Source organism: Nostoc foliaceum FACHB-393 (assembly GCF_014698505.1).
Lineage (GTDB): Bacteria > Cyanobacteriota > Cyanobacteriia > Cyanobacteriales > Nostocaceae > Nostoc > Nostoc foliaceum_A.
In genome coordinates this window covers 1-15,267 of record NZ_JACJTD010000061.1, presented here as the reverse complement: position 1 = coordinate 15,267, position 15,267 = coordinate 1, and the positions used below count along the sequence as shown (strand labels likewise).

12 protein-coding genes and 4 pseudogenes are annotated in these 15,267 nt (G+C 41.9%); 10 read left to right on the top strand and 6 right to left on the bottom strand.

Annotated elements, in window-relative coordinates; all coding sequences use genetic code 11:
• Positions 1 to 87 precede the first annotated feature (87 nt).
• Genes H6G92_RS30845 through H6G92_RS30835 form a run of 3 tightly spaced genes read left to right on the top strand, consistent with a single transcriptional unit; the run spans position 88 to position 2,698 of the window.
• Complete coding sequence (locus tag H6G92_RS30845; protein WP_190899602.1) at positions 88 to 1,080, top strand: ABC transporter ATP-binding protein; 993 nt, start codon at positions 88 to 90, stop codon at positions 1,078 to 1,080.
• Positions 1,077 to 1,895, top strand: a complete 819-nt coding sequence (locus H6G92_RS30840) for an ABC transporter permease (RefSeq protein WP_190899600.1) — start codon at positions 1,077 to 1,079, stop codon at positions 1,893 to 1,895. The genes H6G92_RS30845 and H6G92_RS30840 overlap by 4 nt, the downstream gene beginning before the upstream one ends.
• A 2-nt stretch (positions 1,896 to 1,897) precedes the next feature.
• On the top strand, positions 1,898 to 2,698 hold the full coding sequence (locus H6G92_RS30835) for an ABC transporter permease (RefSeq protein ID WP_190899598.1): 801 nt from the start codon (positions 1,898 to 1,900) through the stop codon (positions 2,696 to 2,698).
• Here the strand turns inward: H6G92_RS30835 and tnpA are convergent.
• Positions 2,698 to 2,943, bottom strand: a pseudogene (gene tnpA / locus H6G92_RS30830) (IS200/IS605 family transposase); the annotation flags it as partial. The gene H6G92_RS30835 and the pseudogene tnpA overlap by 1 nt on opposite strands.
• A gap of 12 nt (positions 2,944 to 2,955) precedes the next feature.
• Between tnpA and H6G92_RS30825 the strand changes: the two are divergent.
• Positions 2,956 to 3,423, top strand: a pseudogene (locus tag H6G92_RS30825) (RNA-guided endonuclease InsQ/TnpB family protein); the annotation flags it as partial.
• Here the strand turns inward: H6G92_RS30825 and H6G92_RS30820 are convergent.
• The gene (locus H6G92_RS30820) at positions 3,410 to 4,903 is read right to left on the bottom strand and encodes a CIA30 family protein (RefSeq protein ID WP_190899596.1); all 1,494 of its coding nucleotides are present in this window, start codon (positions 4,901 to 4,903) and stop codon (positions 3,410 to 3,412) included. The pseudogene H6G92_RS30825 and the gene H6G92_RS30820 overlap by 14 nt on opposite strands.
• 276 nt (positions 4,904 to 5,179) lie before the next feature.
• Here H6G92_RS30820 and H6G92_RS30815 point away from each other — a divergent pair, with 276 nt between their 5' ends.
• Positions 5,180 to 5,689: a HugZ family pyridoxamine 5'-phosphate oxidase gene (locus H6G92_RS30815; RefSeq protein WP_190899594.1), complete on the top strand. Its 510-nt coding sequence runs from the start codon at positions 5,180 to 5,182 to the stop codon at positions 5,687 to 5,689.
• A 45-nt stretch (positions 5,690 to 5,734) separates the two neighbouring features.
• Positions 5,735 to 6,619 carry an alpha/beta fold hydrolase gene (locus H6G92_RS30810; protein ID WP_190899592.1) on the top strand — a complete coding sequence of 295 codons (885 nt, stop codon included), beginning with the start codon at positions 5,735 to 5,737 and terminating at the stop codon, positions 6,617 to 6,619.
• Positions 6,620 to 6,723: 104 nt separating this feature from the next.
• On the opposite strand, the pseudogene H6G92_RS30805 reads toward H6G92_RS30810, so the two are convergent.
• Positions 6,724 to 7,087: pseudogene (locus H6G92_RS30805) on the bottom strand (IS4 family transposase); the annotation flags it as partial.
• A gap of 106 nt (positions 7,088 to 7,193) precedes the next feature.
• Here H6G92_RS30805 and rnhA point away from each other — a divergent pair.
• The gene (gene rnhA, locus H6G92_RS30800; RefSeq protein WP_190899590.1) at positions 7,194 to 8,102 is read left to right on the top strand and encodes a ribonuclease HI; all 909 of its coding nucleotides are present in this window, start codon (positions 7,194 to 7,196) and stop codon (positions 8,100 to 8,102) included.
• Positions 8,103 to 8,174: 72 nt separating this feature from the next.
• On the opposite strand, the gene cruG is transcribed toward rnhA, so the two are convergent.
• Both cruG and cruF read right to left on the bottom strand, forming a co-directional pair.
• The gene (gene cruG / locus H6G92_RS30795; RefSeq protein WP_242059371.1) at positions 8,175 to 9,410 is read right to left on the bottom strand and encodes a 2'-O-glycosyltransferase CruG; all 1,236 of its coding nucleotides are present in this window, start codon (positions 9,408 to 9,410) and stop codon (positions 8,175 to 8,177) included.
• Positions 9,411 to 9,516: 106 nt separating this feature from the next.
• Positions 9,517 to 10,428, bottom strand: coding sequence for a gamma-carotene 1'-hydroxylase CruF (cruF, locus tag H6G92_RS30790; protein WP_190899588.1), 912 nt, complete (start codon positions 10,426 to 10,428; stop codon positions 9,517 to 9,519).
• Between the two features lie 517 nt (positions 10,429 to 10,945).
• Between cruF and H6G92_RS30785 the strand changes: the two genes are divergently transcribed.
• The 3 genes from H6G92_RS30785 (at position 10,946) to H6G92_RS30775 (ending at position 13,757) form a co-directional block, all read left to right on the top strand.
• The gene (locus tag H6G92_RS30785) at positions 10,946 to 12,031 is read left to right on the top strand and encodes an ABC transporter substrate-binding protein (protein ID WP_190899586.1); all 1,086 of its coding nucleotides are present in this window, start codon (positions 10,946 to 10,948) and stop codon (positions 12,029 to 12,031) included.
• 68 nt (positions 12,032 to 12,099) lie between these two features.
• Entirely contained in the window at positions 12,100 to 12,996 is an 897-nt protein-coding gene (locus H6G92_RS30780; RefSeq protein WP_313890011.1) for an ABC transporter permease, read from the top strand.
• Positions 12,997 to 13,052: 56 nt separating this feature from the next.
• Positions 13,053 to 13,757, top strand: a complete 705-nt coding sequence (locus H6G92_RS30775) for a Uma2 family endonuclease (RefSeq protein WP_190899584.1) — start codon at positions 13,053 to 13,055, stop codon at positions 13,755 to 13,757.
• 63 nt (positions 13,758 to 13,820) lie between these two features.
• Here the strand turns inward: H6G92_RS30775 and H6G92_RS30770 are convergent.
• Positions 13,821 to 15,131: pseudogene (locus H6G92_RS30770) on the bottom strand (response regulator); the annotation flags it as partial.
• Positions 15,132 to 15,267: the final 136 nt, after the last annotated feature.

Here is a 15,267-nt window from a genome sequence, read left to right as displayed (position 1 = left end):
CTTGCCTATGAAAATATCTGGCAGTTTGACGTGTTTCAATAAGATCAAAACTGCTGCAAGTTATTGCGAAAAAACTTGAAATAATATATGTCTCATATTATTGTCGAAGACCTCAGAAAGACTTTTTTTGTATCTGAACGCTCCTCTGGGCTTTTCGGTTCAATCCAAGGACTTGTGCAGCGAAAAACAAGAGTTGTTCATGCGTTGAAAGGAGTTTCATTCTCCCTTGATCAAGGAGAACTTGTAGGATATATCGGCCCAAATGGAGCCGGGAAATCGACTACTATTAAAATTTTAAGTGGTATCTTAGTCCCTGAGGGTGGGAAATGCATAATTGGCGGACGAACTCCCTGGAAAGATAGAATCCGGCATGTTGGTCGTATTGGAGTAGTGTTTGGTCAGCGATCGCAACTATGGTGGGATCTACCAGTGATTGAGTCCTTCGATCTGCTGCGGGATATTTATCGCGTTCCCGATTCAGAGTATCGCCAGACGCGCCAAGAAATGATTGATTTGCTTGACCTATCAAGCTTTCTCTCTACGCCTGTGAGGCAATTAAGCCTTGGTCAAAGGATGCGATGTGACTTTGCAGCAGCAATGCTTCACAGACCTGAGATCCTTTTTCTGGATGAACCTACTATCGGTCTGGATGCAGTTTCAAAGCTTGCTGTCAGAAAATTTATTAAAGCGCTGAATAAAACTCATAAAGTAACTACTATTCTGACTACCCATGATATGGATGATATCGAGGCATTGTGCGATCGCATAATTATTATTGGTGGAGGTGAAATTCTTTGTGATGGAACTCTAGCAACGCTGCGTTCTCAAGTTTCTTCGCGTCGCTACTTAAGAATAGACCTGACAAACGATGATTTCTCCTTTGAAGAAGAAGGGGTCAGTATCATCTCCAAAGAAGGTCGTACCGTAACTCTTGCCTTCGATCCCACAAAGCTTTCTGCTGCGTCCCTGATTAGCCAGATTACCTCAAAACACGAAGTAGAGGATCTTTTTGTGGAAAATCCACCTATTGAAGAGATAGTTGCTGAACTTTATGCGAAGTCAGGAGGGATTTTCGGATGAAAGCCTATTTGTCACTGTTTGTTGCGAGATTTGCACTACTGCTGCAATATCGGACTGCTGCTTTAGCTGGGATTGCAACTCAACTATTTTGGGGGTTCGTGAAAGTTATGGTTTTAGAAGCATTCTTCACTAACACAACCTCTGCTCAACCTCTGACTTTTCGTGAGGCTGTAGGATATATATGGCTTGGACAGGCGTTTTTGATGGCGATTGTCCCTTGGTCAGGTGATAAGGAGATTCAAGACTTGATCCGTTCCGGTGCGGTAGGATACGATCTTCTCCGACCCACTGACCTTTATAATTTTTGGTTTACTCGCGCTTTGGCGCTTCGCACAGCACCCTTGATACTTCGTGCTATTCCTCTTCTTTGTGTGACAATTTTCCTTTTTCCCATTGTCGGGCTTTCGGAGCGATCGCTTTCTTTTCCACCCTCCTTTGCTTCTTTTGTTGCTTTTTTTATCTCCTTTATTGGTGCAATTCTGCTTTCGTCTGCATTGACTATGCTTCTGACTGTATCAATGATGTGGACACTTTCTGGTGAGGGAATTAATAGTATCCTCCCCACTCTGATTATTATCTTGTCTGGAATGATTGTTCCTCTGCCACTTTTTCCTGAGTGGAGCAAGCCTTTTTTGAATGCACTTCCTTTTTCAGGGCTTGTTGACCAACCTTTTCGTCTTTTTACTGGGAATCTTTTACCCAATGAACTATTTCATATATTGCTGCATCAAACTTTCTGGATAGTTGTGATTGTTATCCTTGGGCGTTTCCTTGTGAACCGTGGTGTAAGAAAGCTTGTAATTCAAGGAGGATGAGTGTGAATGCTTTTTTTCTCTACCTCCGATATATTTCTGTATCTTTAAAATCACAAATGCAGTACAAAGTGTCCTTCTTTCTTCAAGTAGTAGGGAATTTTCTCGGAACCTTTGTTGAATTTTTCGGAATATGGGCACTTTTTACTCGTTTTAATAATATTGGTACGTGGACTCTGAGTGAAGTTGCTCTATTTTATGGAATGGTAAATATTTCTTTCGCCTGTGCTGATGCTCTGGGACGAGGGTTTGATTCATTTGGAAAAATAATTAAGAATGGAGACTTTGATCGTTTACTTCTTCGTCCACGCACCACAGTACTTCAACTTCTGGGGACAGAATTTACCTTGAAACGAATAGGAAGATTTTCTCAAGGGCTTATTGTTACCGGGTGGTCGCTTTCAACTCTCCACATTCCTTTTGCTTTGAAAACATGGTGGCTTTTGGGCACTTCATTTATTGGTAGCGTTGCCCTTTTTATTGGTATCGTTATTGTGCAAGCAACGCTCACATTCTGGACTATTGAATCGCTCGAAATTATGAATATCCTCACTTATGGAGGAGTAGAAACGGCTCAATATCCTCTTTCAATTTATGGCAAATGGTTTCAGCGATTCTTCACTTTCTTTATACCACTTGCCTGCGTGAGTTATTTTCCTTTGCTTGCAGTGCTTGAAAAAGAAGATACTTTTTTAGTGCCTTTGTGGTTTTGCTACGTCTCTCCAATGGCAGGCATTGTATTTCTGATAGTTGCGCTGAAACTTTGGAAGTTAGGGGAGCAATACTACTGTTCTACTGGCAGCTAAAAGACATCTTGACTATAAAAAAGTTTTAAATGTTCGGAAAATTCTTGTCTCAATTTTATGGAGGAAATTGATTTTAAGTTATTTACTAACTTACTGAGTTCTAAATCAGGATGATATTGAAAAAGAAGATGTACGTGATTATCTTCACCGTTGAACTCAACAAGTTTACAATCCCACTTTATTAATAACTCCTCAAAAACAGTATGTAGACGCTCTAGCATTGCTGTGTTAAAGGCTTTGCGCCTACCGCAGGCACAAAGAAAGCAGTTAAGCAAGTGGGTAAACAGCATAAAAAAGTTGCTGATAAACGCAAAGACTTTCATTTGAAAACTGCTAATAATTTATTGAAAAAATATGATGTAATTGCACACGAAGACCTAAACATTAAGGGACTTTCAAAATCTAAACTTGCAAAATCTGTACATGATGCTGGATGGGGTAGCTTCTTATCAATATTGACAAACAAAGCCGAAAATGCTGGTTTGTTGGTAATACCAGTTAAAGCATCTGGGACAAGCCAGCAATGTTCTAATTGTGGGGTGAAAGTACCCAAAAAGTTGCATGAACGATGGCATGAATGCAGTTGCGGTTGTTCTTTGGATCGCGACCATAATGCAGCCATCGTAATTAAAAATAGGTCGGTGGGGCATCCCGACTTGAAAGCTCAGTTAATGTCCTATGCAGTAGCAGGAGTCACTGAGAAGCCCACACCTACTGCTTGCTGAGGTCTGGGAGTATGTCACAAAATAGCTTCTGCCAATCGATAGAGGTAACAGTATTTTCTGTCTGTTTTACCTCAAACGTGACATTACAAGCTATTGCTAGTTTTAGCGCTTGCACGCAAAGTTCTGCCACATCTTCACGGCTGATTTTGCCCTTAATATTATCGCCTTGTTCAAATATTAATTCCTTACCCCCTGGTTCCTCAGTTAAAGCACAAGGTCTAACAATGGTATAAGGAATTCCGCTTTCTCTTAAACTATCTTCTCCCTTTAACTTCCAAGTTAAAATCCCTCCCAATTGGTCATTTAATTTCACTGCTGGCGGTTCTTCATCTAAATTAATCCCAGGGCGACCAGGACGAGTCACGCCTGCTGAACTGACTAAGATAAATTGTGGTAAAGTTGTCCCGCCGTAAGCTTTAATTGATTCCAACTGCAAAGTAAAACCACCGGGAGAAAATTTGGGATTCAAAGCTCCATCATATTCAAATTTGCTCAACATCAGTTGAAATGAACAAATTCTACTCTGCTCAATTGGCGGCGCATCTTTGACAACTTTTGCCCGAAAGACAGGAATCAAATCTGCAAAGGGAATGTGAACATCTATCCAGGTATTAGCTACGGTATCGAAAGAATAGCTATAGCCAATGCCATCCCATTTTGTATCTGTCCGCAGAAATATTTTATAACGCTGACCATCACCTTTGACGCGCAATTTTACACCTTCGCAATCAGATAAGTTGAAGGGGGGATCAAAATTCTTAGTTCTGATAGAAGCAAATCCGCCAGAGTTAGCCGTGGAGACATTACCAGCAAACAAAGCTGTATTTTCTACTAATTGGATATTACTGGCACTCACGCCACCCATGACGACATCATCTAGCGCCCCCCAAATATCCTTTAATTCTGCTGATGGCTTTGTAAAATCAAATATCGGTTTTTCATTTGCTTGGGGTAGATATTTTGCCGCAGCTTGAACTAAATTTTTGACACCTTGATATTCCACATTTTCTGGGGTGTCGCCAACAATTTCTGGTTGATAAAATTTAACACCTTGGTAATATTTTGCTCTATCTGCTGTGTCTCCCTCAACTGGTTGCACACGCACTGCTGTGCAACAAACTACAGCTTGGATATCAGCCATAACTAAAGGAGTTAAAGTTTCTGGTTTAGTTATATCCGCAACTACCAAGTCTATATCATTACCAAGAATTGACCGTGCTTTATTAATGTCTCGAACTAGGGCGCGAACTTTATAACCCTGTTGGAGCGATCGCTGCACCACTCGCTTACCTACACCACCTGTTGCCCCTGCTACTAGTATTACACCCACGTTTCTTCCTCCATTGGGTCTATATTGATTATCCTTAGGACGGCCTTGGATTAACTGCTGTACCCAGTTAAGGAAAGGAATTACCTCAAAGTAAGTCAGGGTTTCGAGAAACCTGCCTAAATCCCATTGAGAACGATTTTTGTCAGTCACATTTGCGTCCTCACAACTTTCTTAAGTTTAGCCCAATGTCTGTTTTTCCAAATCCTCCGGTACTCAGAAATTGGATAATGCTGAGTTGCTTTAATTAGGTGAAAGGGGATAGGCTACAGGAGATACCTGTAACCAGCAATTCTCTTTAATGAGGGAGACTAGCTACAATTAAGCCAAATCTTTGGCATTCCATGCATAGGTATAGCCCGTCGTAGACATCGCTCAATCACGTTAGGATACTTAATTAGGTGTTCCTAATCAAACGGTAATTTACTTATGAGCCAACTTGAAAACATTCAAGCTGAGTACGAAAAGTTTCCTGAAGAATTTGAGAGTGTCATCATTAGCACCGTAAGCGCCCAGGCAATACCCAATGCTAGTTATGCTCCCTTTGTAATGGATGATTCCAAGAACATCTACATTTACGTCAGTGGTCTTTCGACTCATACCAAAAATATCTATGCCAATCCTCATGTTAGCGTCTTGTTTATTGAGGATGAAGCTAAGAGTAATCTAATTTTTGCCCGTCGTCGTTTGAGTTTTGATTGTACGGCAACTTTGATAGAGCGTGAAACTGACAAGTGGAATCAAATGGTTGAGCAATTTCAAAGGCGGTTTGGTCAAATTATCGAAGTTTTGCGCGGCTTGTCTGACTTTCGGATTTTCCAGCTAATTCCTAGTGAAGGTCGTTTTGTAGTTGGTTTTGGCGGAGCTTATCACATCAGTGGTGATAACCTCAATCAAGTTGTTCAAATCACAGGAGATAGTAACCAAAAGCAAGAATGAATTATAAATTATCACTGTTCTTATTAAACTATAGTTTTTAATTTTATGCTTCAGTTTCAACCTCCTGGTTTTGGACATAAAGTCATCCATACATCCTTGGGGGCGATGGTTTACTATACCCAAACGAATGCACCTTGGGCGATCGCTGATACTGAAGATTTACCTCCACTACTGTTTCTCCATAACTTTGGTGGTGGGGCATCTGCGTATGAATGGTCTAAAGTTTACCCGGCTTTTGCTTCTAGCTATCACATTTTAGCTCCCGATCTAATCGGCTGGGGAGAATCGGCTCATCCAGTCCGGGATTATAAAATTAGGGATTATCTCAGCACGATCGCAGAGTTTATCATCGAAACTTGTCGCCAGCCAGTGACCGTGGTAGCCTCGTCTTTAACAGCCGCTTTTGCTATCCGCCTAGCTATTGTTCAACCCAATTTATTCAAAGCACTGTTTCTGGTGTCCCCCTCTGGATTTGATGATTTTGGGCAGGGCGCTGGACGCAGACTTCCGCTTTCGGTGATCAATACGCCTCTGTTGGACAATTTTATTTACATGCTGGGTGCTGAAAATGAAATTGCAGTCCGAAATTTTTTACAAAGTTTTCTGTTTGCCAAGTCACAACGACTATCTCAAGAAATGGTGGAGGCTTATTTAACCTCTGCACAGCAGCCTAATGCCAAGTTTGCCGCTTTGTCATTTTTGCGGGGGGATCTTTACTTTGACCTGAGTTTATATATTAAGCAACTGACAATTCCCACGGTGATCTTTTGGGGAGAAAAGGCACAATTTACCAACATCAAATTAGGAAAACGCTTGGCAAATTTAAATACAAGTGCAATTCGAGATTTTTATGCGATCGCAGATGCAGGAGTATTACCTCATTTGGAAATACCAGAAGTTTTCATTGGTCTATTGCAGCGATATCTTTAGGAGTTGTATAGCGGTTCGCATTCAGATACGGTACAACATTACATCACCCGTAGGGGCACGCAGTGCCAATTGGTGTCAACTTCAGAAGATAAAGCCCAAATTTGTTAGGTGTAAGCGTCAATCTGTCGATGGCGCTTACGCCTACCTGGTTTTAACTAATCCAAAAAGCTTTTGACGCTCAACAAGATAGAGAACAGCGTCAGTGGCATTACCACTTAGAATAGCTTGAAAAATCCGGGTATAAACACGAAAAGCCATTACCGTAGAAATCCGGTCTAGGGGTTGATTCAAAGCGATGCCTACGGCGGTAAACTACGCCACATCAATACATAATTGATTGAGAACAGCATAAAAAATCCAAGTAGCCAGAATTTGGATTTGTACGCTGTTCGTATCACCGACCCAGATATAAGCCAAACCCAAAAGTCGTTTTGTCAGGAGAAATGCATCTTTAACGCGCCAACGTCTTTACCTTAGCTGGAGTGCGAACCAGTATAATAGCCTGGATATTCTTCAAAAAATTCGCAGCTAATCACTCTTCCCTTAGCGTCCTTAGCGGTTCGATACCCTAACCATGTCCACTCAACCCACAATCCAAAGCATATACACCGATGGTGCTTGCACGGGAAACCCTGGCCCTGGTGGTTGGGGTGTTGTCGTCTATTTCAGCGATGGCTCAATCCACGAAATGGGTGATGCATCCCCTCATACCACCAATAATAAAATGGAAATGCAAGCTGCGATCGCAGCCCTACAATTCCTGCAAACATCTCAACAAGCTGAACCGATCATCCTTCATACGGATAGCGAATACTTGATTAATTGCGTTACCAAGTGGGTGAAAGGCTGGAAAAAGAAAGGCTGGAAAAAGTCAGATGGTAAACCTGTCCAAAACCAAGAGCTTTTGGAGACTCTCGATGAACTCAATACCCAACAAGTAAAATGGCAACACGTCAGGGGACATTCTGGTAACATAGGTAACGAACGTTGTGATGCGATCGCTCGCACCTATGCCAGTGGCAAAATTCCTTCGCTACAACAATTAACTCCTACAAATTTTTATAAATCTTTACCTTCCAAAAATGAACTAAATGTAGCAAAAGTAGCTGATTATGAAAAAAACTCTCGAATAACTAACCAAAGTCCGCAAAAAATCAGTACTTCTGCACCAGAAATAACCGTTATGGAACCATCAACTGGCCCAAGTGCGGCCGCAACCGATGAAAAACCGCCAGAAATGAGGGTTTCGCAACTCCGCAGCTTGGTTGAAACTCTGCGTATCGCTGACGAAATTTCTGAAAAAGGCTATTTAATCACCAGTTCTGAGTTAGCAGACTTGATGGATGTCCACGCCAGCGCTGTTACCAGTCGAGGAGATCAATGGCGCTGGCGAAACTGGATAGTATCACGGGTACGCCGTGAAGGGAATCAAATTCTTTGGGAACTAGAACGCGGGGATCAAATAGGAGGTGAAGAGGAGTAGGGAGTTTAGTAGAAGTGAAGAGTTAGGAGTGAGGAGTTGAAAATCCATAACTCATAACTCATAACTCACCACTCATAACTCACCACTATACTTCCGTCCCCGCCACTCGCGTGGCTTACGGAACGCAGATAAGAAGATTCGCAGCACAGCTAAGGGATCAGCCAAAGGAGAAAGCCAGAATAACCAGCCGCCTTTTGCGCTTTTGCGATCATAAGAAGGTGCGATCGCAATTAGCATAGCAAAGCGAATCACCACCAAGAATAAATTTAGTCCCAGTAAGAGCAGTGGGGGAGTGGGTAGAGAGGCGATTAATCGCGTCTGTAGCGAGTAAGAAAGTGGAGGAGAAATCAACACAAAACTCAGGACTATTAAAAGAGGTAGACCTTGAACAGATGTGAGTAACCATAAATCTCCCCACAACTGCGAACGAGAAGTGGCATCTTTGAGATCGAGACTGCGCCCCCATTCCTTCCACGTCTCCATTGCCCCTTCATACATCCGTACTTTTAGCACCTTTGCGCCATCTAAAAAGCCCACCTTATATCCTTGAACAGCAATATTTCGTGCCAAAGTGACATCATCACAAAAAGAACCACCCGCACTACTATAGCCACCCACAGCAGCTAAAACGGAGCGGCGGCACAAAAAACACTGCCCATTTGCCATCACCCGTTCTGGCTGCTCTGTATTGATCCCAGCGGGGTCAAATCGGTAAAGCAGAGTCATCAACAAAGCCGGTTGTAGCCAGCACTCCCCTGGATATTTGAGAATGAACTGGGGTGAAAGGGAAACGAGGTCATAACCCTGTGCTTCGGCCGTCTTCACCAAACCAGCAACCAAACCAGGATGCGGTTGGATATCAGCATCTAGCCCAAGAAACCACTGACTACCCTCAGAGCTATATAGAAAACCGTTATGCAAGGCCCAAGGACGACCCACCCAACCAGATGGTAAGGGGTCATCTGTCATCACGCGAAAGCGCGGATCTTTTTGCTGTGTCGCTTTTACCAAGTCTGGGGTGCCATCACTAGACTTGCTGTCTACAACAATAATTTCGCGAACTTCGTAGCTTTGCTGACTCAAACCAGCCAACAGAGGGCTAATACGAAGCGCCTCATTCAGCGTGGGAACGACGACGCTAACCTTACCCAAAAGCTCCGGTGTCGGCTGTTGCGGTTCTATTGGAGGATGCCGTCTTGGCCCCTTTAGCAAGCGCGAAAACAGAATCGCCGTTGCTGGTACTTGGATAAGTAGCAATAAAAGGGAAATGGCGCTTTCTACTATCAAAGCGTTGTCTACTGTTGTCAAAATACTTATCAATTAAAATCGCGGCTATACAAAACAAATGGGCATTGGGGATGGGGCATAGGGCATGGGTTCTTCCCTTTGTCTCCCCACTCCCCAATCTATAGGCTTATTTCAAGGCAACTTTAACGCTTCTTGCCACTGAAACTTCCTTGCTTGCTGGTTCAACAGCAACTGGAGTGGGTGTGGTTGAACTGCTTAACCACAGCGCCACAGCGGGAGCCACACCAAGAAATAAGCCGAGCAACACAGGGATGGAGAATCCAGCGGCCAAGCTTAATCCGGCGGCGAAGGCAAAGTTAGTTAAATAAACGACTAAGGGTAGATTAAGTTGCGATCGCTCTAATTTAATCGAAGTGTTTCTCCACAACAATCCTGCCACACTCATAAACAGGGCGCTAGTGCCGAACCAACCTGCATAGTTCTGGTAAGGTGTCCCAAAGAAAGCTCCCGGTTGTTCCCAATACCAAAAAGGCAGAGAAGTTTGACTCATCGCTGGCTCAAGGGCAAAATCCCAGCAAGTGAAGAGTAAAGCACCAACGGCTATAGCCGCAATATGGCGTCCCCAACTGGGTTTTTGAGCCACTTTCAAACCAGTTCTCGCAATTAAATACGACGATAGCCCAACATAGAACCAAGATAAAGGAATAGTGAAAGGAACTAGCCCCGCAATCTTATAACCCAAGCCACTCAAGTAGCTATAATCTCCAAATGGAAAACCTGTGCTGGTTCCCAGTAGTTCACTCCCCAAGGAGATAAACATAGCCGGCAGCATAAATGCTAGCCAAGTTCCCAATCCCAACGTTCGGTAGGCATAAATAGAGACAGCTATTGTCCCCAAGATGATATCAACTACACCGCCACCTGCCATACTTAACTGTACGGCAGTTTCTCCAACCTGCGATAAGTTGAAAATTATTTCGGCATTAGGCACGACCAGTAGCATCCCTACCAGTCCAAAAGCTTTTGACACGATATGACCAATGAGGCATACGCGTTCAGCAATAACAAGTTGTCTCATGATAATTCCTTAACAAGATGTGACACGCGGCTACTCGGCTGCTAACAGTTTACAAATGTTTAACAACATATTTAACTACTTTGTGCCGCAATTCTCTACAAACTTGTTTGGCTTTCTTGGGAAGAGCATAACAGCCTATTGATTGAAGCTATAAGAAATATGATGATAGATTTACTAGTCTAAGCTATATAGTCAAAATCTACATAATTTCATCTGCAAAAACTTCTGGTTTGTTGTTCCATTGATACCCGTATGTTAAAAAACTCCTTCCATGCAGGGATCTCATTGAGGCAGGACAACCATCATAAGATTACCCAAGCCCTAAAGTAAAATAAAGTCTTTAGCTAACTCCTACAGAAGCCCTACATCTCACCCATTTGCGTAGCGGCGACGATAGGGGAAGGAAAGGGGTGCGTTTGATAAGTGTGAAGAATGACACATTTAACCCAAAAAATCACGCCAGGGGCTACTAAGTATACCGTAATCTAGAGGTTGTCGATGAACAACTTCTAATTTAATGACTAACAGACGCCAATTTTTAAAAGGGGTGGCAGCACTTTCTAGCTTATCTTTAGCTGGTTGTGGCTGGAGGCTGGCTGAAGTACGTGCTAATTCTAATAGTTCTGGTCAACGTGACCAACTTTATATCTTTACCTGGACACAATATACTGACAACCAATTACTGAAAACTTTTAACACCCAAACTGGCATGAAAGTGCTAGCGGATGTATATGATTCCAATGATGTCATGCTGGCTAAGTTCCAAGCTGGAGGTGGTGGCACTTACAGCATCATTTACCCATCCGATTACATGGTGCAGAAGATGGTAGACAAAGGTTTATTAACAGAAATAAATCACGATCGCTTAATTGGTTTAGAGAATTTATTTCCCCGGTTTCAGAATCCTAGCTATGACCCCAATAACCGATATAGTATCCCTTTTAACTGGGGGACAACAGGTTTACTTTACAATTCCGAAAAACTCAAAGATGCACCACAAGACTGGGATTACCTTTGGCAAAACCAAGGGCAACTTAATCAACGGATGACTTTGCTCAATGATGTTCGAGAAGTGATGGGTGCGACGTTACGAATGCTAGGTTATTCTTACAACTCAAAAAATGAACAAGAAATCAAACAAGCTTATGAAAAGTTGAAGATGCTAAAACCTGCGATCGCCCGTTTTGACACCGACGCTTGGCAAAATCAAATTCTGGCAGGAGATTTACTATTGGCAATGTGCTATTCAGCAGATGCGGTGAGAATCTCTCAAGAAAACCCTAAACTCAAATATGTAATTCCTCGCAGTGGTTCTTCATTATGGACAGACACTATTGTAATTCCGAAAACAGCCCCTAATCAGGCTGGAGCCTATGCTTGGATTAACATGATTCTGCAACCAGAATTAGCAGCCAAAATCAGTCAACGCCTGAGTATTTCTACGCCTAACAGGGCTGGATTTGAGCAATTGCCAAAAACAATACAAAACAATACTAATTTATTTCCCTCAGAGTCGCTTTTAGCAAATTGTGAACGTGTTACTCCTGTGGGAGAATTTGAAGAGGTTTACGAGCGCTATTGGACTCAATTAACTAGCGGCTAAAATAATTAGGAATTAATAATTTGGAGAGACGCGATTAATCGCGTCTGTACAGGAGTTAGGAGTTATAAGTGGTTAATTTTCAAAAAAGTGATATTTCTAAAATAGAAGAATTGCATCGCCCACGAGCGAATTGGCTCCAACCTTTGCTATTACTTGCACCATCTGGGATTTGGTTATTACTTTTGTTGGTGCTGCCAACTCTGATAATTTTCGAGTTAAGTTTAGTTGCAGACATCCGACCAGGAGATTTGGTCAATCCCAACGGATTCAAAAACTACATCCGCATATTTGACCCCCTTTACATACAAGTAATTGGGCGATCGCTATTTTTTGCCTTTGGCACTACAATAATTTGTTTAATTTTGGGCTTCCCTGTCGCCTATTGGATTGCTCAGATAGCGCCGCAGCGTTGGCGTAATTTACTGCTATTAGGCTTTATATTGCCTTTGTGGACTTCCTCCTTACTTCGCTCCTATGCTTGGATTACAATTCTTCGTCCTACTGGTTTATTGAACAGTTTACTCAGCAATCTGGGCTTGCCTACTTTGGAATTACTTAACCAGAGTCAAGCTGTATTTATTGGCATGAGTTACAGCTTGTTACCCTATATGGTTTTGATTTTATATGCTTCTCTCGAAAAGCTAGACAAGCGGTTACTAGAAGCGGCGGCTGATTTAGGTGCAAGTCCGGTAGAAACTTTTTACCAAGTAACCGTACCGCAAATTTTGCCTGGAATTACAGCTGCTTCTATGCTTGTATTCATCACAGGTTTGGGGGATTTTGTTGATCCAGAATTACTTGGTGGTGCTTCTAGTATGACGGCAGCGCGGTTAGTTTATAACCAGTTTCTGGGAGCAACGCAAAATTGGGGATTTGGTTCAGCTTTAAGTATGACGTTAATTTTGCTTGTTAGTATTGCGATCGCACTTTTAATTAAGTTTGGCGAGGCTGCACCCAAACGCTAAACTTTTGATCACTCACTTTTATAATAAAGGTATCAAACGCCAGCGAGACAACGGTCATGCTCTCACCTGATCTCAAAAATGCGTTACCAACTACTGATGAACTTCCCTGTTCAGACGATACGCCAGTAGATAACGAAGACCAAAATTTTTTGCCCAACATTTTACTCTTCTTACTCAACTCCATTTGGGCAAATCGCATGGATTGGTACTTCGGAGTTGATATGGCAGTCTATCACACCACAGGAGTCAATCCTAGAGTACCTGTAGTGCCAGATGCTTTTTTAAGTGTGGGAGTAGAACGAAAAAAGGGTGGCAAATCACGCAAAAGTTATGCGGTTTGGGAAGAAAATGGCATAGTTCCAATATTCACATTAGAAATGGTATCCCACACTCGAGGAGGCGAATACGACGAGAAGCTAGTTATATATAGAAAACTCGGTGTATTGTACTACGTAATTTATAACCCTGAGTTTTGGCGACGCGACCAACATCAACCCTTTGAAATGTATAAGTTGATAGATGGAAACTACCAACTACAAATAGGTGAACCTTATTTTATGCCAGAGGTGGGGTTAGGTATTGGACGAAACCAAGCTGTAATTGCTGGGATACAACAAGAGTTTTTATGTTGGTATGATCAGCAAGGAAATCGCTATTTGACAGATACAGAACAGGCAGAACAAGAGCGACAAAGGGCTGAACAGTTAGCGCAATATTTACGTTCTCTAGGTGTAGATCCAAATAATCTACCTAGTAATTAAGACGATTAGCTTAAACTTCCACTAATAACTTGCTGATAGTACCCAATTGAAATAAGATTAATTTTAATGATGTGCTACGATGAGTAAATGGTTAAAATCATCTGTATTACTGTTAATTAAACTCTTAATTGTAGTAAGAAACTCATGCTCTAAATAAGGCTTAGTCAAGTAAGCCTTCGCACCCAATTCTTGGGCAAGCTGACGATGTTTTTCAGCACTGCGAGAAGTAAGAATCACTACAGGTATTTTTGCTAAATTTGGGTACTGTCGGAAATTGCTCAACAACTCAAAACCATTCATTCGTGGCATCTCTAAATCGGAGACGACAACTTGAATTTCAGGATGTAAATGTAACTTTTCTAGAGCTTCTATACCATTTTGAGCTTGTATTACTTGATAGCCAGATTTTTGCAGAGTGAGAGAAAGAGTTTGGCGCAGACTAATTGCGTCATCTACTACTAAAACTACTTTTGGCGATTTATTATCTGGCTCTTGAGCATAACTGGGTTGGGTTTCTATAGGTGATTTATTATCTCCTTCTTGAGAATAACTGGGTTGGGTTTCTATAGCTGTTGTGGAAGTAGATGCAGCAAGTAATGGTGTAGATGACAAAGTATCTCCCGATATCGCCAAGGCTTTTTTATTTGAGGAAGAAGCTGAAGTTACTGGTAGCGCCATGATATCAAGTGTTGTCTGTTGGATCTCGCTAGACTTTACCAGCAATGAAGCATCAATCACTAAGATAAGATTGCCATTGGCTAAACTACTACAACCATAAATATATTTTGGCGGTGCGATCGCATTTCCTAAAGGTCTAATTACCAGTTCTTGTTCACCAATTATTTGGTCAACTTCTAAAGCAAATATTCCCTGATTTCGCCTTAGTAAAAGCACTGGATTTTTCGCTATGCTTGGCTCGTGAATATTTGATGTATTGTATGGAGTACCACTATTAAAGAGCGAGCCATTATAATCAATCAATTTTGAAAGTTGACGGATGCTGACCATAGTCTCATCATTGTCTGTGTTCCAATGCAAGACTTTTTTTCCTTCGATTTCTTTAATCTGCTGATCAGAAGGAATCAATATTTTTTCGATACTGTCTAAAAGAAGGGCATAAACAACACCTTTGGCTTGAACTAGCATTAATTTTTCTGTAGTCATAGAAAAAGGAATTTTGAGTATAAAGATTGTTCCTTGATTGGGCAAGGATTGAACTGAAATTGAGCCGTTGAGTGCGTGCATTTGAGTACGCACAATATCTAAACCCATACCGCGCCCAGAAATTTCGCTCACTTTATTAGCAGTAGAAAATCCAGGCGAAAATATCAAATCTAAAAGTTCGGTATCAGCCAGATTAGAACCATAGCTTCTAATTTTTTCGTAATCGACCACGGGGCGATCGCAAATTACAAGAAAGTAAAACCCATTGAGATCAAAGAGTTAGAGGTCAAAAAAAGCAGACAGCAGACTGATTCAATTTCGGAAATCAAACTGTATAAATTCGTAG